The organism is Paenibacillus sp. FSL H8-0048, from assembly GCF_038002825.1.
GTDB lineage: Bacteria > Bacillota > Bacilli > Paenibacillales > Paenibacillaceae > Paenibacillus_AQ.
In genome coordinates this window covers 6,873,552-6,897,581 of sequence record NZ_JBBODF010000001.1, presented here as the reverse complement: position 1 = coordinate 6,897,581, position 24,030 = coordinate 6,873,552, and the positions used below count along the sequence as shown (strand labels likewise).

Annotated in this window: 15 protein-coding genes; 10 read left to right on the top strand and 5 right to left on the bottom strand. The window is 52.0% G+C overall.

The window, feature by feature from the left end; all coding sequences use genetic code 11:
- Positions 1–6 precede the first annotated feature (6 nt).
- Positions 7–1,803 (bottom strand): sensor histidine kinase, encoded by a 1,797-nt coding sequence (locus tag NSU18_RS29780; protein WP_341150775.1) that lies wholly within the window; start codon positions 1,801–1,803, stop codon positions 7–9.
- A 191-nt stretch (positions 1,804–1,994) separates the two neighbouring features.
- Between NSU18_RS29780 and NSU18_RS29775 the strand changes: the two genes are divergently transcribed.
- The 7 genes from NSU18_RS29775 to NSU18_RS29745 all read left to right on the top strand — a co-directional run bounded on the left by NSU18_RS29775 (position 1,995) and on the right by NSU18_RS29745 (position 10,340).
- A complete protein-coding gene (locus tag NSU18_RS29775) occupies positions 1,995–3,335 on the top strand; it encodes an ABC transporter substrate-binding protein (RefSeq protein WP_341150774.1) in 1,341 nt (446 codons plus the stop codon).
- Between the two features lie 91 nt (positions 3,336–3,426).
- A complete protein-coding gene (locus tag NSU18_RS29770; RefSeq protein ID WP_341017903.1) occupies positions 3,427–4,299 on the top strand; it encodes a carbohydrate ABC transporter permease in 873 nt (290 codons plus the stop codon).
- Entirely contained in the window at positions 4,299–5,129 is an 831-nt protein-coding gene (locus NSU18_RS29765; protein ID WP_341150773.1) for a carbohydrate ABC transporter permease, read from the top strand. The genes NSU18_RS29770 and NSU18_RS29765 overlap by 1 nt, the downstream gene beginning before the upstream one ends.
- Positions 5,130–5,313: 184 nt before the next feature.
- Positions 5,314–6,480, top strand: coding sequence for a YncE family protein (locus NSU18_RS29760; protein WP_341150772.1), 1,167 nt, complete (start codon positions 5,314–5,316; stop codon positions 6,478–6,480).
- A 234-nt stretch (positions 6,481–6,714) separates the two neighbouring features.
- Entirely contained in the window at positions 6,715–7,899 is a 1,185-nt protein-coding gene (locus NSU18_RS29755) for a hypothetical protein (protein ID WP_341150771.1), read from the top strand.
- A gap of 131 nt (positions 7,900–8,030) precedes the next feature.
- Positions 8,031–9,167 (top strand): YncE family protein, encoded by a 1,137-nt coding sequence (locus NSU18_RS29750; protein ID WP_341150770.1) that lies wholly within the window; start codon positions 8,031–8,033, stop codon positions 9,165–9,167.
- Positions 9,168–9,185: 18 nt separating this feature from the next.
- Positions 9,186–10,340: a YncE family protein gene (locus tag NSU18_RS29745; protein WP_341150769.1), complete on the top strand. Its 1,155-nt coding sequence runs from the start codon at positions 9,186–9,188 to the stop codon at positions 10,338–10,340.
- 85 nt (positions 10,341–10,425) lie between these two features.
- On the opposite strand, the gene NSU18_RS29740 is transcribed toward NSU18_RS29745, so the two are convergent.
- From NSU18_RS29740 to NSU18_RS29725, 4 genes are all read right to left on the bottom strand, one after another.
- Positions 10,426–16,305, bottom strand: coding sequence for an S-layer homology domain-containing protein (locus NSU18_RS29740; protein WP_341150768.1), 5,880 nt, complete (start codon positions 16,303–16,305; stop codon positions 10,426–10,428).
- Positions 16,306–16,422: 117 nt separating this feature from the next.
- Positions 16,423–17,262: a carbohydrate ABC transporter permease gene (locus tag NSU18_RS29735; protein ID WP_341017897.1), complete on the bottom strand. Its 840-nt coding sequence runs from the start codon at positions 17,260–17,262 to the stop codon at positions 16,423–16,425.
- 15 nt (positions 17,263–17,277) lie between these two features.
- Positions 17,278–18,216, bottom strand: a complete 939-nt coding sequence (locus NSU18_RS29730; RefSeq protein WP_341017896.1) for a carbohydrate ABC transporter permease — start codon at positions 18,214–18,216, stop codon at positions 17,278–17,280.
- Between the two features lie 148 nt (positions 18,217–18,364).
- Positions 18,365–19,708: an ABC transporter substrate-binding protein gene (locus tag NSU18_RS29725; protein ID WP_341150767.1), complete on the bottom strand. Its 1,344-nt coding sequence runs from the start codon at positions 19,706–19,708 to the stop codon at positions 18,365–18,367.
- A 237-nt stretch (positions 19,709–19,945) separates the two neighbouring features.
- Here NSU18_RS29725 and NSU18_RS29720 point away from each other — a divergent pair, with 237 nt between their 5' ends.
- The 3 genes from NSU18_RS29720 to NSU18_RS29710 are packed head-to-tail and all read left to right on the top strand — an operon-like array spanning position 19,946 to position 24,016.
- Positions 19,946–21,769 (top strand): sensor histidine kinase, encoded by a 1,824-nt coding sequence (locus NSU18_RS29720; RefSeq protein WP_341017894.1) that lies wholly within the window; start codon positions 19,946–19,948, stop codon positions 21,767–21,769.
- 39 nt (positions 21,770–21,808) lie between these two features.
- Positions 21,809–23,431 (top strand): response regulator transcription factor, encoded by a 1,623-nt coding sequence (locus NSU18_RS29715; protein WP_341017893.1) that lies wholly within the window; start codon positions 21,809–21,811, stop codon positions 23,429–23,431.
- A 57-nt stretch (positions 23,432–23,488) separates the two neighbouring features.
- Positions 23,489–24,016 carry a phosphotransferase-like protein gene (locus NSU18_RS29710; RefSeq protein WP_341017892.1) on the top strand — a complete coding sequence of 176 codons (528 nt, stop codon included), beginning with the start codon at positions 23,489–23,491 and terminating at the stop codon, positions 24,014–24,016.
- Positions 24,017–24,030 lie beyond the last annotated feature (14 nt).

The window sequence follows — 24,030 nt, the reverse complement described above, 5'->3', positions numbered from 1 at the left end:
CTGGCTCTAGTAGAAGTCTTTACTCATAGATGCGATAATCTGGACCGTGGCGCCCTTTTCCCCGCCCAAGTGGTTGTAGATGTTGAAGAACAGCCGGTTCCTGTACATCAGCTTCAGCCGGTTCACCGTATTCACAATCCCCATATTGCCAATCCCTGAGGTATCATGCCGAAGCTCGTTGACCCCGGAATCCGAGTCCTCAATATTGTCCAGAATGTCCCTGATCCTGCCCGGCGCGAAGCCTTCCCCGTTATCCCGGATTTCGATGGCCCACAGGCCGTTATATACCTTCACCCGCACCTCAATCCTCCAAGGAGGGTCCGTATTCTTAAAAGCATGCTCAATACAATTCTCCACGAACGGCTGGATCACCAGCCGGGGCAGCTCAATCCGCTCCAGGCCCCCGTCCCCGTCAATCTCCCACTCCAGGTCATCCTCGAAATTATGCTGAATCAGGGACAAATAATGCCCGGTATGCTTCAGCTCCTCCGTCAATGTCACATGCTGATAAGGGGAGGATACAATATAACGCAGGCTGTCCGAGAGATGCTTGCACATTTCGGTCACCACGCTATTCTTTCCTTCCTGGGCGGCAATACTGATCAGATACAGCACATTGTGGATAAAATGCGGCGCGATCTGTGCCTGCAGGGCGGAATTCCGCGACTTCACTTCTTCGTGCAGCGCAAGCTTTTCCCGTTCGATAGATTCCTGTAACCGCTCCAGCAGCTCCTGAAAAGCGCTATTCAGTTGAATCAGCTCATTGTTGTGGGTACGCGGGCCCGCCTTCATATTCAGGTTGCTGTAGTTCATCCGCAGAATCTGGCTGCGCAGCTTACGGATCGGAAGCAGCAGGTTCCGGGTCGAGAAGTAGATGAAGATGAACGAGAATAGAATCAGCGCGGTAATCAGCAGAATAGAGAGGTATTTCACCGAATTGACCGGGCCCAGCACCACATTCCTGGGATTCACCACATAGGTGGTCCAGCCCGTCTCGGCAGAGCGGTGGTAAGCCACATAGTTCTGGCCGCTGCTCAGATAGATTCCGTTAGCTGCTGCAGACTCAGAGGGAGACGCTGCGAATTCGGGGACCTTCTCCCCTTCCCGCAGTGCCGGAGAACTGGAGACCAGCCGCTGGTCCTGATCCATAATATAGACCTTGCCGCCCGCCAGGCCCGCAGCAGATCTGTTCAAGTACCGCTGGTCGAGCTGCACCGCCAGATAGCCGAACACCTGACCATTCTGGTTCCTGATCGCCCGCACAAAAGAGATGGCATCCGCCCCCTGCCGGTACAGCGCGTAACCGCTTGCATTCCAGGTCGGCAGCTGGCTGCTCTCTTCCAGAAACGGCCTGAGCGAAGCCGGGCTATCCGCGTATCCGATATAAGAGGCCACCCGCTCCCCGGTCAGATCATAGATCATCATATCCTCAATGTTCAGACTCGGCCCCAGCGCCTGGAACATGATGTCCTTCAGCCTGCGGCTGCGGGTCAGCCCTTCAAGGGTAAGCTGTGAGTAATCGCCTGCGGACAGCAGCGTGAACACCTCTTTGTTCGACAGAATCCGCTGGGAGAGCTGGTTCTGGTTATTGATGTAGAGGTTCAGCTGATCGCTGACCTGGACAGCCGCCAGCTTCATTTCGTTCTCCGTCTTGTCCTTGAGCGGCTGGATCACCATATAATTCACATAGACCAGGAAGCAGCCCAGCACAATCAGCAGCAGCAGCATGAAGGTGAAGAAGAATTTCGTTTGCAGACTGGCCTGAACCCTTCTCTTGCTTAGTCTGTCGTAAAAAGTAGCCAAGCTAAAGCCCCCCTGAATCTTAGGATGCTGCCTACTTTACAACCAATCGGACGAAATGACAAGCCGTCCCGGAGTTCAGAATATTACACAGAAAGTGTCAAGTACAAACATGTACCTTGCGCCGTCCTCATTCTATAATGGGCAATGTAAACGGATTCAGTTCACAGAAAATTCACTACGGGGGCGATCACATGAGTAAGCAAATGAAGAAAATCGCAACAGGCCTGCTCGCTGGAATCATGACCTTAACGCTGGCGGCATGCGGCTCTGACAATTCAGGCAAGGGCAATGCTGCGGCAACGGACAGCGGAGGCGGTAACAGCGGAGGCGGCAGCGGCAGCGGCAAAAAGGTAACCATTGAACTGGCCATCTCCAAAAGCTCGCAGGATTCAGCGTTCGTGGCTCAGGATGTGCTGGATGAGTTCGAGCAGAAAACCAATATCAAAATCAATCTGCAGCTGCTTCCGGCAGAGCAGACCGCCACCGTATTACAGACCAAGCTGGCCGTTGACGAGGTGCCGGATCTGATTCAATACAATCTCGCCAGTGCGACTACGGACCTGAATCTGGAGCGTAATTTCGAGATTCTCGATAACGAGCCTTGGGTGGGCCGTCTGCTGAATAAGGATGTGCTCTCGGCTTACGATCACGTCTACAGCTTCCATTACAGCCAGGATACCGGGATGCAGGGCGTCGTCTACAACAAGGATATTTCCAAAGATCTGGGGCTAGAGATTCCGAAGAATTACGAGGAGTTCCTGGCGGTCTGCGAGAAAATCAAGGCCAGCGGCATTACGCCGGTCTTCATGCCGTTTAAGGATAACTGGGCGGCGAATATCTGGCCGGCGGCTGCTTTTGCCGACTGGGCTGCCAAGAACGAGCCTTCCCTGTTCGAGGACATTAATGCCGGCCGCAAGAAGTGGTCCGATGTTCCCGAGTTCGCTACCTTCCTCGATCAGCAGTATGAGGTCTACAAGAAAGGCTACACCAACACCGACATTCTCAGTGACAGCTACGATATGGCGGTAGGTAAATTCCTGAACAAGGAAACGGCGATGATGTTCATGGGCGACTGGCTGATTGTAAACGTGGCCGAGAAGGACCCGAATGTGCATCTGGGCCTGTTCGCTATTCCATCTTCAGAGGATGCGAATCTTGGCGCAAGTCCACTGGGCGGCCAGCTGTTCATTCCGAAGAAAGCCAAGCACATGGCCGAAGCGAAGCAGTTCCTGGAGTTCCTCGCCAGCAAAGAGGTCGCCCAGAAAATGGTTGACAGCCAAGGCTCCGTCTCCAACTTCAGCGATGTGACGACACCGAAGCTCCCGGACTACAAGCAAGAGATTGTCGATCAATATATCACGCCTAAAAAGACTACGCTGACCACCGATGCCTACATGATCGTGGACCGCAGCGAGCTGTACCGTCTGCTTCAGGATGAATTCGCCGGCGGCCTGGACGCCAAGGGCGTGCTTAAGGCCTGGGATGAGAAATTCAGCCAGCTGATGAAGGACAAAGGCGTGGAAGGCTTCTAATCCGCTATTCAATCATATAAACCATACCGCAGGCAGAATAAAGTCCGCTCGGGGCTTTATTCTGTCCTGGGCTATATAGGAGTGTGAAGAGATGAACGTATCCAAGAAGCTGTATTCGTATTACCTGATCTGGCCTGCGCTGCTGATCTATTCTATCTTCTTCGTGCTGCCGGCGCTGATCGGACTCTTCTATTCCTTCACGGACTGGCGGCTGGACCGGGAAGCCATTAAGTTCATCGGCTGGGACAACTTCGAGCGGATTTTCACGGATAGAACCCTATTGCTTGCGATGAAAAATACAGCGATCTTCGCCATCGTTACCGTGCTCGGCAAAAATCTGCTCGGCATCGCGCTTGCGGTCGGCCTGAACATGAAGCTAAAATCCAAAAACCTGCTGCGGGCGGTCTTCTACTCTCCGTCGATCCTGAGCGTTTTGGTTATTAGCATTGTGTTCACGCCCATGCTGCGCTCCGACGGGACGATTAACCGCATCTTCGAAGCCGTTGGCTTGCCGTCGCTGAGCCAGGCCTGGCTGACCAATCCGGCGCTGGTCATCTGGACCGTGGCATTTGTGTCCATCTGGCAGCATACCGGCTTTCAGATGGCCATCTATCTGGCCGGGCTCCAGTCGATCTCCAAGGAATATTATGAAGCCGCAACCATCGACGGGGCCGGCTCCTGGCGCAGCTTCCGCAGCATCACCATTCCGCTGCTGCTCCCTGCGATCAATATCAACCTGATGCTGACGCTGATCGGCGGCCTCAAGGTATTCTCCGAGGTGTTCGTGCTTACCGGCGGTGGACCCGGTAATGCCTCTCAGGTGGTCGGCACGATCATCCTCCGCTCCTTCGGTGAAGGCAGCTGGGGGCTGGGCACAGCCGTCAACACCCTGCTGTTCGCAGCCGTAACGGTCATCGCCATTCCACTGCTGATCTTCATGCGGCGTAAGGAGGTATCGGAATAATGAGCTTTTCCCGTAAAATGGCCTGGCGCAACTATCTGGTCGAAGGCTTCCTGATTCTGGCCTCGCTGCTGATCATCCTGCCGCTCCTGATTATGCTGTTCGGCAGCTTCATGACCAGCTCCGAGGTGCTGAAGTTCTCACTGCGGCTCCCGGAGGAATGGAAATTCTCCAACTATACGACCGTCTTCCGCGAAGGCGGTCTGGGACGGGCATTCCTGAACGGGATGCTGATTACCGGCATCTCATCCGTGCTGAATATCTTCACCTCCTCGGCTGCCTCCTTCATTCTGGTGCGCCGGGAGACCAAAATGTCAGGCTTCCTGTATATGTTCTTCTTCATGGGCCTGATCGCGCCGATGTCGACCATCACCACGATCCGTGTCGTGCAGTGGATGGGCTTCTACGGCAGCATCACCAGCGTTATCCTGATCTACGCCTCGCTGAATACGGCGTTCAGCGTGTTTCTGTATAGCGGATTCATCCGGTCCATTCCGAAGGCACTGGATGAGGTTGCTTTTCTGGAGGGGGCTAATACGTTCGATGTCTTCTTCAAGATTGTGACCCCGCTGATCGTCCCGGTCAACGCCACCGTAGCGATTATGGTGTTCATGTCCGTCTGGAACGACATCACCATTCCGCTCTACTTCCTGACGGACAGCTCGGACTGGACGATGCCGCTGTCGGTGTATAATTTCTACGGCAAGTACAGCCGGGACTGGAACCTGATCTTCGCGGATCTGGTGTTAACCTCCCTTCCCGTGCTAATCCTGTATATCTTCTGCCAAAAGTACATTGTTAGCGGACTTACGGCGGGAGCGGTGAAGGGGTAACCTCTGCCCTTTTTGTGGCTTTCTTGGACGAATGGATTATTCGGGCCGGAGCATCCGGACATACCCTACAGCAGACAACCTGATGCGGCATCCGGGAGAATCCGGCGCGCCTGCCCATCCGGTTGTCCGTCCGCCGGGCCCGGCGAGTCCATGAGCCAGAAGCACATGAAAGGGGTTTTTATTTGTGAATACGAATATGATAAACCGCAGAAGAAATCTAGCATCAGGTACTAATCCTTACTTGTTTGTGAGTTATGAACATTCCCTTTACTTTGGCTTTATTGCTGTCATTAATCCTGCACTAAATAAGATCATTGAACGGATTCAGGTGGGCCCAAAGCCCGTATCTATGTGCTTGAATAAGCAGGAGGATAAACTTTATGTAGTGAATAATGCCCAGGATTCGGTCACTATCATTGATGCGTATTCCTTTAGAGTTATGAAAATCCTTCCCATTAGCAGTTCGTCCGCTCATAGCGCTCCTGTTGCTATCTTCGCAGCTCCTCGCGTGAACCAAGTCTATGTAGCCCATTCTGGTGACAAGGCCGTTACCATTATTGACGCTGACAAGGACGAGGTTATTTTACAAGTGGAATTGCCTGACGGAAGTGGCTACCCGTTCGCTTTTGCCGGTCACACGAATAGCGAACTTGTCTTTGTTGCCTGCAAGTCTAAAGATAATGATAAAGGTAATGTTGTCGCTATTGATGTTAATTCTAACACCGCTCAACCTATTGGAGACGATATTGAGCTTGAATTTGACGGGATCCACAACCCCTTGACCTTTACTCCAAGCGGAGCGGGGCTGGTCACATTTGGACCGACTGGCATGTTGACTTTATTTTCATTTCATTTAATTTTGGATTCCAAAGCTACAAGTCTGCTGGACAATACGGTATCCGGAGTCTACCTGGACAACAATTTGTTATTTTGCACATCGCAAAAAGATAGAGCTTATCTGAAAAAATTTAAAAAGCTAACTCTTAGCGGGACAGGAAACATTACCTATGATGAATTTACAGAACCCGCCAGCTTCAAGGGCCAAGATAAAATTCGTGCTTCACGTAGTCAAAATTATATTGGCGTCACCATACAGCCCACCACTTCCCCGACAGGTGGTCTGCAACTCTACGATGTAAACACTTCTAGTTCAAAGTTTGTTCCGCTCTCCTATGTAGGTGATTTAGCGTTTGCCGGTGACAGCACGGCTTATGTAGGAGAGGTGAACTCGATTGTTCCGATTGATGTGGGAACGGCAACAGCGCTGCGCCCTCTTCTGATTGGCTCCAATTCCACTGATCGCATCACCGTCAATAATATAATCTGCGGTTACAGCAATCAATCCTTGTAATGCACATTTAGTATAAAAATTGAGCTGCCGCTTCAAGTCGAACTGGACTTGGGGGCAGCTTTTTTTCTATCTTACTGGACATTAGGACTACTCGGGCCGGAGCATTTAGACATAACATACAGCAGACAACCTGATGAGGCATCCGGGAGAATCCGGCGCGCCTGCCCATCCTGTTGTCTGTCCGCTGGGCCCGGCGAGTCCACGAGTTAGAAGACATGAAAGGGGATTTTATATATGAATATGAATCAAACAGCACAGCAAAGCAGAAATACACGAGGCGGCGTTTCTTATGTCTATGTGTCTTATGTAACTAGCAATGCCGGGTATATCGCTGTTATTGATCCTACTACTGATGAGATTATCAAACGGATTACGACCGGCCGCAATCCTACCGCAATGTGCTTGAATCCCTCTGGGGATAAGCTTTACGTGGCGGATGCCTATGTGCCCGCAGTCTTTGTCTATAGTACGGAGACCTTTAACCTAATAGGAGAAATTCCAATTTCAGGAAAAAATCCTGCTGCTATCTTCGTAGATCCTAGCGGTAAAAAGGGCTATGTAATCAACTATGGAGATTCCAGCGTGGCGATTTTTCATGCCATCACTTTTAAATCATTAGGAACTGCATATTTGTACAGGACACCTCTCGGCTTTGCGGGCAATGAGAACAGTCCATTCCTCTATCTTGCCTGCAATGTACTCCCTCCCGATCCAGATTCTATTCTTATAATTGCCACTGACACTGACACTGACACTGACACTAACATTGACATTGACACTGACACTAATAATAGTGTGGCTAATTTTGACATTGGAACAGACCAGGTATGTATAAATGACACGCCCCCCAACCCCTTGACCGTTCACCCGAATGGACACACTGTGGTGCGGCTTGGAAATAGCGGATACCTTTATTTTGTTAATCCTAATAGTAATTTCATTTCAAAGGAGACCAGTTTGCTGGACAATACAGTATCCGGGGTTTATCTGGACAACGGCATGTTATTCTGTACTATGCGTGAAGAAAGGGACTTTTTGAAATTATTCAAGAACCTGGATATCGATAAGAACGGGAACATTACCTATGATGATTTCAAAGAAATTCCCAGTTACAAAGGTCAGGATAAAATTCGCACTTCGCTTACGCAAAAGTATATTGGTGTCACCATAAAGCCCTATGATTCCCCTCTTGGTGGGCTGCAAATCTACGATGTAGACCATGGCACTTCCAGGTTTGTTGAGCTTGCTTCCATTGGCGATCTTGCATTCTTCTCAGACTCCAAAGCCTATGTGGGAGGATTTAACCATGTTACTCCCTTTGATCTGGCTACTGCAAGACCTCTAACACCCATCGCCATCGGAACAGTGCGCTTCAGAGTGAAGAATGTTATTTGCGGTTACAGCTATCAAACCCCTTAATTCTGACATAACATACAGTAGACAACCTGATGCTGCATTCGGGAGAATCCGGCGCGCCTGCCCCATCCGGTTATCCGTCCGCCGGCCCCGGCAAGTCCATGAGTTATAAGACATGAAAGGGGATTTTATCTATGAATAGGAATCTAACAGCAGAGCACAACAGAAATACAAGCAGCGGCCTTTCTTATGTGTATGCATCTTATGTAGTTAACAATAAAGCAGGGTACGTCGCTGTTATTGATCCCACTACCGATGAGATCATCAAACGGATTTCGACAGGCAAAAGTCCTTCCGCTATGTGCTTGAGTCCCTCCGGGGATAAGCTTTATGTGGCGGATGACATTACGAATGCAGTATTAGTCTATAGTACGGATACCTTTAAGTTTTTAGCAGCATTTCCAGTGGGCAGCAAACCTGTGGCTGTCTTCGTAGAGTCTGGCGGCAAAATAGGCTATGTAGCCAATTATGGAGAAAATGAAACAGGGAGCATGACAGTTTTTGATGCCATCACTCTTCAATCACAGGGTACTGGAATTTTGTTAGATAAGCCTTTCGCCTTTGCGAGTAATAAGAACACCCCTTACGTCTATATGGCCTGCCAGTCACGTCCTCCATTTGGAGATTTTGTTTATATCCTTAACGTAGATGATGATGGGATGGAAAGTCTTGAATATAGTTCAATAGAACCAATATTTGACCAGAACCACAACCCCTTGGCCGTTCGCCTGAATGGACACATACTAGCTGTTCTTGCTAATATTGGATTCCTATATGATTATACCCATGTTCACCATAAAGCGACAAGTTTACTGGACAATACGGTATCCGGGGTTTACCTGGACAACGGCTTGTTATTCTGTACTATGCAAGAACAAAGGGACTTTTTGAAAGTAATCAAGAACCTGGATTTTGATGCGGATGGGAACGTTATCTATGATAATTCCCAAGAAATCCCCAGTTACAAAGGTCAGGATAAAATTCGCACATCACTTACGCAAAAATATATTGGTGTCACTATTCAACCCACGGATTCCCCGACGGGGGGTCTGCAAATTATCGATGTAGCCAGCTTGAATTCGAGATTTGTTGACTTAGACTCTGTCGGCGATCTGGCGTTCTACTCCGACTCCAAAGCCTATGTGGGAGAAGGAAACATGGTTCATTCCATTGATCTGGCCACTGGAACACCTCTAACTGCTATCGACGTCGCGGGAAACAACAATACCGTGAAGAACATTATTTCAGGTTATAGCAATCAATCTTCTTAATGTAAAGGGGATTTCATTATGAATACGAATACGGCGAGCCGCAGCAGGAATCTATCATCAGGTAATCCTTACTTTTTTGTTAGTTATGATGGTAGCAACGGCTATGTTGCTGTCGTTGATTCAAGAAAAAACGAGCTCATCCAACGAATTCCGGTGGGCCTCCAGTCCGGGCCTATGTGCTTGAATTACCAGGAGGATAAACTTTACGTAGTGAATATCGATCAGAATTTTATCACTATCATTGATGCGTATGACTTTAAAACAATCAAAACTGTTCACATTGGCGGCCCCTCTGCCAATAGCGCACCTGTTGCTATCTTCGCTGCTGCTAAAATGAACAAAGTCTATGTAGCCCATTCTGGTGACAAGGTCGTTACAATTATTGACTCCGTCAAGGATGAGGTTATTAAACAAGTGGATTTGCCTAGCGGAAGTGGCTACCCTTTTGCCTTTGCAGGTCATCCAAATAGCAATTATGTCTTTGTTGCATGCAGAGCTAAAGATAATGATAACGGTAATGTTGTCGCCATTTCCTATCTGGATGATAGTGTTTATCCGGTTGGAGATGGAATTGAGCTTACCTTTGACGGCAGCCGCAATCCTCTGACCGTTCGTCCCGATGGGCACACCCAAGTAACGCTTGGACCTGCTGGTATGCTTACCTATTTTGACAATGATTCAATTGGGCGCTCTAATACGTCAAGTCTGCTGGACAATACGGTATCCGGGATCTACACGGACAAACAAATATTATTCTGTACCATGCGTACAGACAAAAACTATCTGAAAGTCATTAATAATCTGGCCATTAATAAGAATGGAATCGTCACCTATAAGAGTTTTGCGGATTTCCCCAGCTACAAAGGTCAGGATAAAATTCGTCTTTCACGGACGCAAGCCTACATGGGCATTACCGTTCAACCTACTGATTCTCCAAGGGGCGGTGTGCAAATTATTGACTTAAATGAAGGCTTATCCCATTTAGTTGAACTTGATTATGTGGGTGATTTAGCGTTCCTCGATGATTCCACGGCCTATGTAGGAGAAGTGACCTCGATAACTCCGATTGATCTGGCGACGGCCACAGCCCTGCCTGGTATATTTCTTGGCACAAACTTCATGGATCTCTTCACTGTCAAGAATATTGTTATTGGTTATAGCAATCAATCCTAATAACATGATCTTGAATATACGCAGAGCAGCAGTTCTCCAATTGCCGGAAACCGCTGCTCTGCTTCATTTATATAGGTAGTTGAAGTTACATATGTCCCAGCAGGTTAGCGAGGACCTGCGCACTCTCGGCACGGGTCATGGCCGCCTGAGGTGCGAATTGCTGATTGCCGCGTCCACGGATCAGGCCTGCCTGTTCGGCAGTAACGGCTGCATTCTTCGCCCATTCCTGAATCCGGGTAGCATCACTGAACAGGCTTGCCGCCATGCTATCCGCTTGCCCTCCTGACAGGTTAGCACTGATCTGGCTTCCCGGCAGGGTCGCATACGCCCGGACGATCATAACCGCCATCTCCTCGCGGGTAATACGTTCATCTGGAGCAAAAGCATCCTTGCTGCGTCCAAGCACAATGCCTGCTTCATTCACAGCGGCAACCGCGTCAGCGTACCAGGCCTTGGCATCCACATCCGTGAAGGCCGATGCGGCTGGGCTTGCCGCCTTAAGGCCAAGCGCACGTGTAATCATGGCGGCGAATTGCGCTCTGGTCACTTCCCCTTGCGGATCGAAGCGGCCACCAGGCACACCTTCGATTATATGCTTCGCAGCCATGGATTTAATGACTGAGCTTGCCCAGTGGCTGCTGCTGACATCGGTGAAGCTCTTATCGTACTCCAGCACAGCGTACTGGCTGAAATGCTTCACTTCAGAAACAAGCTTACGATTACTATCCACCAGCTTACCGCCCACATATTCCACCGCTCCGCTGGCAGCGATATGGTAGACGCTGAGCAGATCGCGGTTGGCCTTAGAATCTACTGTGAAGGTCACAGTCAGCGGCTTGGCAAAATCCGTTACCGGTATTAAGCTTCCGTCCGCAGCAACAACCTCCAGGCTGAAGCTGATGACCTCGCTTGCCGCTGTTAACCGGACAGACCCGTTGATGGCCAGATTATTCATCCGCTGCTGTAAGCTGTCAGCGTCTGACTTCACCGCCGACAGTCTGATGGCAGCTCCCTCCGGTTGAACTCCACCTGCTGCAACGGTATTCAGGATGCTCTTCAGAGCGTCCGGGCTCAGATCCACAGCAACCGTATTCCAGACAAGACGCAACGTATTCGCGCCTGTCATGCTTGTGACTCCTGCCGGCAGCAGAACGGATTCAGCAGCGTCCGTGAGTTGAATGGTTATAGCTCCGCCCGCCGGTGCCTGGAAATCAGCCGCTGCAAGAACTTTCTCCTTCCGTGGGGATGGTGCTACAGTTGGTTTAGGTGTTGGTGTTATAGTCGGTGCCGGTATCCAAACCGGTTCATTCGTTGGAGCCGGTGTTGCTGTCGGCACCGGAGTTGGCGCCTGTGTTGGATTCACTTCCGGCGGCAGCTTCTCTTCTATTACAGTGACCTTTCTTATCACTTCAGCAGCCGCATTACCCGCTGTATCAGTCACATTATAGTGATAGACGTAGCTGCCTGAGGCCGAAGTGTCCAGCACTGGCACTGTCTCACCACCATGCGTAATCGTTGCAACAATACGCTCTGTAATATCGCCATCTCGATCATCTGCCGCCGTAGCTCCGGCATCCGTATAGCTTGCCCCCTTTTCCAACTGAACAGATGCTTCACCCAGCAGGGTAATCACCGGCTTCGTAACATCCGGGTCCAGCGTAACTACGACCCGTCTGGTCACCTCAGCCGCCGCGTTGCCTGCCTTATCAGTGACATTATAGTGGAAGGTATAGATATCTTCCTTGGCCGTATCCAGCTCCGTCAAGCCATATACTTCACTGGTCACAGTTGTCGTAATACGGGCAGTGATGTCCCCGTCCTGATCGTCATAAGCGGTAGCACCCGCATCGGTGTATTCCGCACCGATTGGCAGATTGACTGTTGCTTCGCCAATGAGCGTAATAACCGGCAGTACCGTATCCGGCTCCGGCAGCGTGATCTTACCGCTGGCCGAGCTGTCTGCTCTTGCTTCGCCCTTACTCAGCGTTACTGAGAAGGTGAAGCTACCTTCAGTATCCTCTGCGGCTGCCTGGAAGGCAGACAAGGTAATATCCCCCAGGGTAACTCCCGTATCACTGAAGCCCGGCAACCCGCCAATGGTCTGCGCCAACCAGACCCGGACAGCTTCTTCACTATTCGCTTGCGCCATCTTGACGCTGTAAGCTGCCCCTTCAATCATACTCTTCGCCCCAAGTACAGCCTGTTCATTGGCCGCGCTGACCATGTCCTTCGCCACTGCCAGATAGCTGATCAGCGAAGCCTGGCTGAACGTATTGTTCACCGTATATTTCACCGTACCGCTGACCGGCAGCGTGAAATCATGTTGAACCAGCACTCCGCCCAGGCCAGCAACCAGTCCGGTCTTCACCGTCTCACTCACGATCTTCCCCTCTGCGTCAGGGTAACTGAGAGTAATGTCCATCGTCCGGCTCCCATTATTCCACCAATCCAGATGATAGGAAGTAACCGTATATTTGCCTGCACTCAGAGGCAGGTTGTAGACCAGCGGCGTATTCCTCGTATTCGATCCGTATACTCCGGTCTGGGCTTTATTGGTGATGACTACATCACCGCCCAGCCCTTTGACACTATAGTTAGCGCCCGTATTTGTATGGCCCCATACCGTATCTCCTGTGGACAATTGATCTGCCTTCTGATTCAGCAGGCTGACGCCTGATAGATCCCGGATGGCTGTATATGGCGGGGTGCCTCCATCCCCGGCAACACCCATATCCAGGAAGTACACCAGCCCCTCAGGAACCACTTCCACATAAGCAATGGTCTTCAAGCTTCCATAGGTGCCGGTGACCGCTACCCGTTCGTATGGCTTGCCGAAGCTAACCGCATCCAGATTCCACTTCACAGCCACCTGTATTTTAGAGCCGTCTGCGAGCGTGGCTTCTACCTTGGCTGGCAGCTCCGGCAGCTTCCCTGCATAAGTAGCCCTATCGGGAATGGATGCAAGCTCTCTCACATCTCCGAGCAGCAACAGATTCAGTGCGGAAGACAGACGTTCTGCAAGCTGAGCTGCCCCTTCCTGGTCCAGCCGGTAGAGAACGGGATCATTCAGCGCTGCCTGGGCAGTATCCAGGGCATTCGTGAACAGCTTCCAGTCCTTCTCCGGGTAGCTCTCTTCCCTGCTGACCGTAAGTGCAGCACTCACCGCCTGCTGAAGCCCCGCTGTATCCGGGTTGCCTGCGCCTTCCCCGCCAATGACCGCTACGGAATCCACAGTGAGGGTCCCGCTCAGCACTTTGAGCTGAACCGTATGCTCACCGTATTTCAGTCCACGGAGCGTGAAGGTCTGGTACAGCTCCTTCGCAACACCCGCAGCACCTGATACTACCAGCGTCTCGCCGTCTACCACAGCTTCCAGCTTGGCGGAGCCGTCGTTCGGCCCCAGAATATCAAGTCCCGTACCGGTAAAAGTATACTTCAGCACCGCACCGGCCCCTTGGCTGGTAGAGAGGGAACGCTGATAGACATACATGCCTTTCCCATTCTCATGGGCCCAATTGCCTTCATAGACCAGATTCATTCCCGGGACTTCAGCCAGATCCGTCATCTCCAGGTTATCCAGCTGCTCGGCATAGTAAGGGGTATATCCGTCTACCCTCTCCACCTTCAGATTATCGAAGCGGGTATGATAGAAGCCGCTGGCAAGCTGCACGCGCCCGGAGAGCTTCGGATTCGGATCGGTATAGGAAGCAAGCTCAACCTGATCCAGATAAGCAGTGACCGTATCCCCAGCCACCTGAATGGCAATGTTATGCCACGCGTCATGTGCCGTATTGAAATCAGGAATCTTCACCCCCCCGGAGCCGGAAGCTGCGTTTCCGCTGGCCACCACAGTCCCGCTGGACAGCAGCTGCCAGCCGCCATCGAACCAGAACTTGAGCGCATAAGGGGTGCCGTTAATCGTCTGCGGCCCGCCTTGGTATCTGGCCCCAATCGCTGCGTAATTGGTTCCGCCATACGTGCTATTTTGTTCAAAAGACACATCGGCGCTGGCCTTATAATTAGTCCAGCGGTAATCTCCGATGGCCGTGACCGGGTCGCCGCCGTTCCAGGCACCGCCTACTCCGGTGGTCGTCTGGTCCAGCTGCTGCCGCAGCACATAGTTATTTGTGCCATCCACCAGGTAGCCCTCGAATGCCCCATTGAGGTCCTGCGTATAACGCGGCATAACGCTGTACGGACCGCCGCGCGAGCTGACATAGCTCTCTTCGCCGGTAATCTGTCCGCCCTCTCCGATCACCGGAACACTCCGGCCGCCATAATTGAAGTCATCGGCATATAGCCACTGGTCTTCCGTATTCTGCACGGACCCGGTAGCATCGGTATCCAGCACGGTGCGTTCGCCCTCCACCGGAAGCGGTGTGCTGAACCCTTCCTTATTGCGGTTATCCAGCGTGGTGACAGTGACAATAGAGAACGGCTTCACACGAATGGTGTACTCACCGCTGCCATCTGCCTGAACATCCCCAAGATCTTTCATATAGTTGTTATTAAAAGCCTGACCTGTCTCTGCGCCGCGGGTCTCCCACATCTCCAGAGACGGGTTGCCGGTATAAGCCATGTTGACGGCCTGAAGCTTGTAGATCTTCTCCGTCTCGCTGTCATTGATGATCACCGTCGAGAAATCCTGCTTGTCAGGTGAAGCCAGGGTCATATAGCTTGGAGTCCCGTTACGCCCGCTGACCGGGTTGGTGCCGGTTGCTCCGGTGTAGCTCGCCTGAGGAACGGCCCTCCAGATTCCTGCCGTATTGTCTTCGTTCTCCCAGCCGGTTGTCGCAAACCCGTTAAAATGCTTCAGAACCAGCAGTCCAGCATCATAATGAATGAAGCCTGACCACGGGTCGCGGGCGCTGAGCAGCTCCTTGAACGAGTACTGCCCGCCTTCATAGAAGGAGCCGATCGCCGGCTGATAGATGAAATGCGTCCGGCGCGAATTCACAAAGCCCTTAATAATGGTATTACCCATCTCCAGCGGTCCGCCGGTACCGCCGATCCCCGTCCCGGGCACTAACGGGTCCTTCATATTATTGTGGGGACGGAAGGCCGAATTACTGAAGGTGGCCTGGGCTTCACTATTCCAGATTTCCTTGTCAAGTTCATCCGCCAGCCGCTTGAAATTGCCCTTACTGTCATCATCGGTGTTGTAGTGATAACCGGCAGCGGCTACCGCTTCTCGCAGGGACAGATCATTCACCAGCGCATCGCCGAAGGAGCCGATGCCGACTTCATCGGAAATGACCAGCTTAATGCTGTGGTACAGCTCCTTCTCCTGCTCGTCCTTGAAGTCTGACGTATCCGCTTTGACCCTCTCGCCATACTCCTTCGTCCAGGCCAGATCCGGCGCGTGCTCATTGATATGAGGATTCACATAATCCACCATATAGCCGTATTCTCGGTAAGCGGCCAGAATGGTTTTCTTGTACCACGTATAAATTTTGTCGTTATTGCCCGCCCAAGCCGGAGCATTCCAGCGCAGGAAGCTCACCTTAACCGCCGGATTGACAGCCTTGGCATCGGCCGCAAGCTGGAAGCCGGGATGCCTGGCTACATTGGCCTCCTCATCCTCCGTGCGCATAGTCGAAGGGTCGGGACCGGTAGAGTTATTGCGGTCATTGCCCATCTCGATTTTGACATGGTCCATCAAGGGGCGGTCGCCCCCGAACAGAATCTGCAGCAGCTGTGCATAGGCCTCCGGCTGCTCGGACTTATAGTCCATCAGCAGGGCGCTGGTGCTGTTGCCGCTGAGTACGCCGAACCCCTTGAAGGTCAGCCCGTTAACATTCCCGTCCTTGATGTCCTTACCGTCAAGCTGAATCCGGACCGCAGAAGCATCATTCTCACTGGCAGATGCTACAGACGTACCTAGTGCAGGGAACATTCCGGCTACAAGTGCAGCCGATAACAGCACGGAGAATAGCCTTTTCTTAACACGGTTCTTTCTGTTCATTCATTAATCCTCCTCTTTCTTAATGAAGTAAGCGCATTCAAAATACAGGTATAAAAATACCTGGCAGACTGCGAAAAGCTGCAACTGCCAGGCTGTTACTCAACTACCCTCAATCCACTACCCCTTAATCCCCGAAGCAGCAACTCCCTGTACAAAGTACTTCTGAAGCGCCAGGAACACAATCACTACCGGAATGATTGACACCACACTCGCCGCCATAATCAGGCCATATTCTGCAGAATACTGTGAGATGAACATCCGCAGACCGATCTGGATGGTCTTAAGCTTCGTATCGGTCAGATAGATCATTGGCCCCAGGAAGTCATTCCAGGTGGCCACGAAGGTGAAGATGGTCAGCGTGGACAGCGCAGGCTTGGATAGCGGAAGCATAATTCTCGCCCAAATTCCATATTCGCTCAGTCCGTCAATCCGGGCTGCTTCACATAATTCATCCGGCACCCCCTGATAGAACTGGCGCATCATGAACACCCCGAAGGCCGAGAAGGCTTGCAGCAAAATGATCGCCAGGTGAGTATTGTTCAAGCCCATATAGCGCATCAGAATGAACTGCGGCACCATGTAGGCCTGCCAAGGGATCGCGATCGTGGCGATGTACCCCAGGAAGATCACATTTTTGCCTCTGAAATGCAGCTTGGAGAACGCATACGCGGCGAAGCTGGAAGTCAGGAGCTGCAGAATCGTAACGATAATTGACAGCTTCGCTGTATTGTAGATGAAGCGCCCGAGCGGAATCCGCGTCCAGATATCCTGGAAGTTCTCCCAGCGCGGATTCGCCGGAATCCACTTCATCGGGAAGGAGAAGACATCCTTATTCAGCTTGAGCGAAGACGACAGCATCCAGATGTACGGCACCAGCATTGCCAGCACGGTCAGAATTAACAGGGCATATACAAGCACCATTAAGCTGATTTTAAGTCCTTTACTTTTACCAACCATATCTTATAGATCCCCCTATTGTCCGTATTTCTTCTCGCCGCGGAACTGGACGATGGTGATGCCGAGTACCAGCAGGAATAGTACAATTGCCATGGCACTGGCATACCCGTAATCCAGCGAGCGGAACGCCGTGTTGTAGATCTGATAGACCATGACCCGTGTAGCATTGTTGAGCTGGTTATCGGCGCCGGCGAACAGGTTGATGAAGATATCGTAGACCTTGAACGAGTTGATGACCAGAATCATCAGGACAAAGAAGGTGGTTGGTGCCAGCTGCGGCACAGTCACATTGCGGAATCTTCTCCACGGGCCTGCGCCGTCCAGCTCAGCAGCCTCATACAGCTCCGGGTTAATCCCCTGGAGACCAGCAAGATAGATGACCATATAATATCCCATGTTTTTCCACACGGTGAAAAGCACTACTGTAAACATCGCCCACTGCTTATCCGCCGCCCAGCGGGGCAGCTCCTCCAGCGGAATGCCGGTAATCAGATGCAGGATGTTGTTCACCGGACCCATGGTCGGGCTGAAGATGAAGTTCCATACCGCAGCAACCGCGACCAGCGATGCCACATATGGAAAAAAGAATACCGTTCTCATGAAATTACGGCCCATGATCTTCTGATTGAGCAGAATCGCCAGCGCCAGCGCCACGATCATGGTCAGCGGCACGACACCGATGGTGTAGACAATCGTGTTCCACAAGGCTTTGTGGAAGGTGGTATCCGAGATCAGCCGGGAGAAGTTGTCCAGCTGGGTGAACTTCATCGGATTGGCCCCGTCCCATTTCACAAACGCCAGAATAAAGGCAAAGATCATCGGTACCAGGGTAAACAGGGCAAATCCGATAAAGTTCGGCGCAATAAAGCTATACGCGACCAGGTTATCCCGGAGTCCGCGCGACAACTTGCTTTTTGGGCTCTTATTTGTACGCAATATGGTTTCGTTCTGCATTCGTTCTCCTCCAAACCTTATCTAACATCCCCGCAAAGTGGGAATTACTTCGATGCCTGTTCATGTGAGTGCTGTGATGTCCCTTATTTATATGGAAGGCGGGCCTCCGCCCGCCCTTCCTTCAGGACACTAACGTTACACATTCACCTTAATTGTTCAAAAGCTGGCCTACCCGGTCATTCATATCCTTCAAGCCTTCGTCGATTGTTGCGTTCTTGGTCATGATGTTGTCATGCGCTTCATTCAGAATAACCTCAATGTCCGCACTCTTCTCATGGATTGGCATTTCCAGATAAGTCTGAACTGTATTCAGCGCAGCCTTGCTGTTCTCGTCTGACGGGAAGCCGTCGATGGAGGTAATGGAATTGATAACCTCATCGTTTTTGATCGCAGGAATCGTACCGGTAGAAGCAATCACCTTAGCGCCTTCCGCTCCGGTTACAAAGTTCATGAAATCAAGGGCCGCTTCTTTGTGCTTGGACTTTTGGTTCACGGCCAGGGAAGTAATCGTTCCCAGCGTCGTTCCGGCTTCTACGCCTTCAGGATGAGGATACTTCACGATGCCCCATTCTGCGGACTGGGATTCGCCGCTCTTCACCTTCTCAATCTGAGTGGCAATGAACCAGCTGCCCATGTTCATCATGGCTACAGAGTTATTGTAGAATACGCCGGAGTAATGCGTGCTGGAGGTCTTCAGGGTTGCGTAATCCATCACGATGCCATCTTCCTGCTCCTTCAGAATGCGCTCATAGGTAGGCTTCAGGAAGTCATAGTTGCCGCCGACCACGGTGTTCTTGCCATCCAGAATGCCGAACAGTTGAACCGCGCTGCGCCAGGTGTGGTAGTGGGCGCCATATACTTTTTCCGAGCCGCTGCCGGAGGTCATCTTGCGGGCCAGCTCATCGTATTGGTCGAACGTCATATCGTTGGTCGGATAATCCACGCCTGCTTTGTCGAACAAGGCCTTATTGTAGTAGATCAGCCAGAAGTCACTGCGGAACGGAAGCGCATACACCTCGCCGTTCACTTCAATCTGCTCCACCGTACCGCCGTATACCGAAGGATCGATCGATTTGTCACCCATGTACGTCTTCAGCGGCTCCAGGTGATTCTGCTTCACAAGGTTCGAGTAGCCCGGAATGTCTTTGATCGTCAGAACGTCCAGATCTGCCCCGCCCGAGAGTTGAGTGCTGAGCATGGTCATATAGTCGGTGGAGCCAAGGTCCACATACTCAATAGTTACGTTCGGATGTGCAGCCTTGTAAGCATCGATCAGCGGTTTGTAGTAGGCAGTTGCTTCCCAGTCCCACAGCGCCCACTTCAGTGTTACAGGCTCCTGACTTGGCTCGGAGGAAGCGGTTGCAGCGTTGCCCGAAGCAGGTGCATTCGTTGCAGCAGCGTCTTTCGTATTGTTATTGCCGGAGCATCCGGCCAGCAGGCTCACGGAGAGCGCGGCGCTTAGGGTCATGCCGTAGAATCTTTTTAAGTTCATGTAAGTATCCCCTTTATCCTCTTATGGTCTATCAGTGGCCGGCACATTTGCTTACCCGGCCTTAGTTCAAATTGTAAGCCTTTTCAGACCCGATGGGGATGCAAAATCAAACACAGTTCATTCACTATTCTGTGCTCTTCTCCGCACGGCCTGCCCCAAACCTGTAATTTCTTATCCGAAACCTGTAAAATTCTCAGCTTCTCCCCCTGACCCTATATTGAAACGCAGGAATATGCTATGGTAGTTGAAAACGCTTTATATAGGTTCATTATTCATGAAGGAGTGTTCACCACGGTACGTAAATCTACTATTAAAAGCCGCATTATTCTGCTCATGACCGCCTTTGCGCTGCTGATTGCCTCGCTGCTGTCCTGGTTCAGCTATGAACTGATTACGTATTATCAGCGCAAAACGACCATCCAGGCGACGGAGTTCAACCTCCAGCTCGTCTCCCATATTATTGAACAGGATCTGATTGACCTGACCACCCTGGCAATGACCAGCAGCACCAACTCGTCCACGAACACCCTGCTTACCGAATATTTCGAGTCGGCGGAGGCCAGCCCCAAGCAGGCGCTCAATGTGTTCAACGCGATGCAGGACGATGTGCGGATCAACCGCTCCTATAGCTATGTACGCCGCCTAATTGCTACAGATAACAGCGGAAAGTTCCTGCAGGTGGAGAATTTCGGTACCTCCGTTCCGCTAACGATCCATAATATCGGTCAAGTCACCGGTCTGACGAATGAGGCCGAAGAGCAATGGGACCGGGTCATTAAGGACCCGCTCTCCAATTCCTACGGAATTCCCTTCGTGTTCCCGATCTATGGCCGGGGAGCCACCCGGGTGGGCACCGTCTACCTGCTAGCCAATACCTCCGTCATTACGGACAAGCTGAAGGGCTATGCCCTGCCGGAGCACTCCCGGCTGCTCCTTACGCTCGGCGAGCATCATTATCAGCTTACCGGCGATCAGGTCAAAGCCATTGAAGGTCCGTATGAGCCGGTAGCCTATACCAGTGACAAGCCTGTCGGTCCGGGTACCGAGCTGTCTATGGTGAAAATGCAGGATGATCGTGAAAGGCATATCGTGGTATCGTATCCGGTACGCAGCGGTGTCATGCTCTCGCAGACCTTGTCCAGCGACCAGTTCGCGCCCCGGAGCAATATATGGATTCTCGTCCTGCTGGGCGTCTGTCTGCTCGTGCTTGTCTTAAGCGCAATCATTACGCTGTATTTGACCCGCACGATCAGCCTTCCGGTGGAGAAGCTGAAGAAGCGCATGGACAAGATTGCCCAGGGCAACTTCCTGCTGGACTCGGGTATTGAATGGAACAGCGAGCTGGGCGATGTCGGCCGGGGCATTAACCGCTTGTCCCAGGACATCGTAGCCCTTATGGACAGTCGGCTGGCGGACGAGAAGCAGAAGCAGGAGCTGGAATACCGGATGCTACAGAACCAGATTAATCCGCACTTCCTGTATAATACCCTGAATTCAATCAAATGGATGGCTACGATCCAGAACGCCACCGGCATTGCGGAGATGACGACCTCCCTGTCCCGGCTGCTCCGCAGCATTGCCAAGGACAACCGGCGGCTGATGCCGCTGAAGGATGAGCTGAGCCTGCTGGAGGACTATTTCCTGATTCAGAAATACCGCTATGGCAGCACGGTTACCATGGTCACAGAGATTCAAGAGGAAGCGCTGCTCGCCGGGCTTATTCCCCGCTTCACCCTTCAGCCGCTGGTGGAGAATGCGATCTTCCATGGCATCGAGCCTAAGGGCAGAGGCGATATTGTGGTCCGGGTCACGAAGAGCGGCTTCGCGGATCTACTCATTACGATCGAGGACAACGGGGTCGGGATGAAGGAGGAGCAAATCTCCACCATCCTAACCGTTCCCGGGGACGAGGCCAAGGGAATGCTGGAGAATATCGGGCTGCGCAGTGTGAACGAGCGGCTGCAGCTTGCTTTTGGCGGGGAGTACGGCTTGTCGATTGAGAGCGAGGTCGGCCGTTTCACCAAGATGAAGCTGCTGCTGCCCTTCCGGCTGAGAGAATAGCCCCCGGCGCCCTGCAAACTGAGCAAGGATGTGATGAGCTTGATCAAATTATTAATCGCAGACGATGAAGCCCTAGTCTGCATCGGACTCCAGTCCATGCTGAAATGGGAGCAATATAACATTGAGATTGTCGGCATCGCCCACAACGGTGCGCAGGAGGAAGAGATGATCGACACCCTCCGCCCGGACATCGTAATCAGCGATATCAAAATGCCGATCAAAAGCGGCCTTGAGGTCGCCGGCTCGGTCCGCCGCAAGTTCGGGCGGCTTCCGCTGTTCATCATGCTGACCAGCTACGAGGAATTCCAGTATGCGCGCGGAGCGATTGAGGTCCAGGCCACCGATTACCTGGTGAAGCTGGAGCTGACCCCGGAGGCACTGGCCGAATCGATCCGCCGGGCCATTAGTATTCTGGAGGAGTACCAGACCATGGAGAGCTATCCGAAGCTGGTCCACCGCGGCAATCTCCAGGCCGAGCGGGATAAATTCTTCATCCGGCTGTTAAGCGGTCTGTTCGAGAACAAGAACCAGTACCTGCTGCAAAAGGAGGATCTGGAGGTGGACCTCTCCGCGCCGGCCTATCTGGTCTGTACCTGCCGCATTCTCGGGCCGGACACTGTCCCGCCGCGCGGGGATAAGCTGGTCGCCTTATGCTCCAGCACGGTGCAGATGGCCAGGGATACGCTTGCCGTGAGAAGTGCCTGCTATGTCACCAGTCTGGATCTGCGCAATTTTGCGCTGACCCTGCCTGTGCCGGGCCCGGACCCGCAGCTCTGGATGCCTGACATCCAGAAGCTGCTGGCGGATATGGCTTCGGTGTTGCATAATTATTTCAATGTGACCATTATCGGGGCGATTGGCTTCGCGGCGGAAGATCCGTTTTTGCTGCAGGGAAGCTATCTCGCCGCCCGGAAGGCACTGCCCGCCGCAGTGAAGGAGCGCTCCTTCGTCTTCTTCACGGAAGGCGAAGCCCCGCTGCAGGAGCACCTGCTGTTTGATTTCTCGGAATCACGGCAGGAAATCCGCAGAGCTTTTGAAGAAATGGATACCCGCGCCCTGCACAGCATTATCTCCCGGATGATCGAGAGCTTCGACGGACGGCCTGACCTGCTCGTTCCCGCCACTGATGCCGCCTGCAACATTCTGTATATGGCGACCTCCCTGCTCGCGGACGGAGACAACATGGTGGAGCAGATCTTCGAGCAGGAGCCGGAGGGCTACCGGGCGATCTACCAGATGCATACGATTGAGGAGATTATCAGCTGGCTCGTCCAGTTCCGGGACGGCTGCGTCCGGATGCTCTCCACCCGCAGACAGAGCTATAAAGAGCAGGTGGTGAAGAATGTCCAGGAGTATATCAAAAGAAATCTCGGCACCAAGCTCTCGCTCCATCAGGTAGCGGATGTGTTCAACTTCAGCCCCAACTACCTGAGCCACCTGTTCTCCAAGGTCGCCGGGGTGAACTATGTTGAGTATATCACAGAGACCAAAATCACCGCCGCCAAGGAAATGATGATCCGCGGCGAAGGCCGGATCTACGAAATCTCCCAGAAGCTCGGCTATGAGAGCGCCTTCTATTTCAGCAAGGTGTTCAAGAAGGTCACCGGGCTCTCTCCCCGGGATTATATGCAGCAGATTGAGGGGGATGCGGGAGGGGAGTAAACAAAGGGAAGAAACGAAAGAAAAAATTAAACGAAGCATGAAAGGAAGGAAAGACCAATGAACAAAGGACAAATCGTATTTCTAAACGGAGTGACCAGCTCCGGCAAAACCTCAATCGTCGAAGCCATACAAGCGAGGTCGCCGGAATTCTTTTATGTGGTAGCCAATGATCTGTTCGAAGAAACCATCGGGGAACGTTACTTGCGTGAAGACTACTGGAAGTATCTTAGTGAAGCTATTATCATGATGTATCATACCGCCAAACTATTCTCGGATCATGGCAAGCATGTGCTGATAGACGGCATTATCGTGGAACGTCCCGGACTTGCGCCTCATTATGAGAAGGTAAAGGAGATTTTCAGCGGATACCCGCTATCCATTATTGAAGTATTCTGTCCTCTGGACATCTGCCGCCAGCGCAACCTGGCCCGGGAGCACAGAGGCGAAGACCAGTCTGAGGAGCAGCACAAGCTGATGGCCCATGGTATCGAGTATAGCTTTAAGGTGAACACGCATGAGAACACTTCTGAAGAATGTGCGGATCTGATTGTGGGGCATGTGTTTGGTGAGCACACCGCAGAATGATGGGGATGAGATAG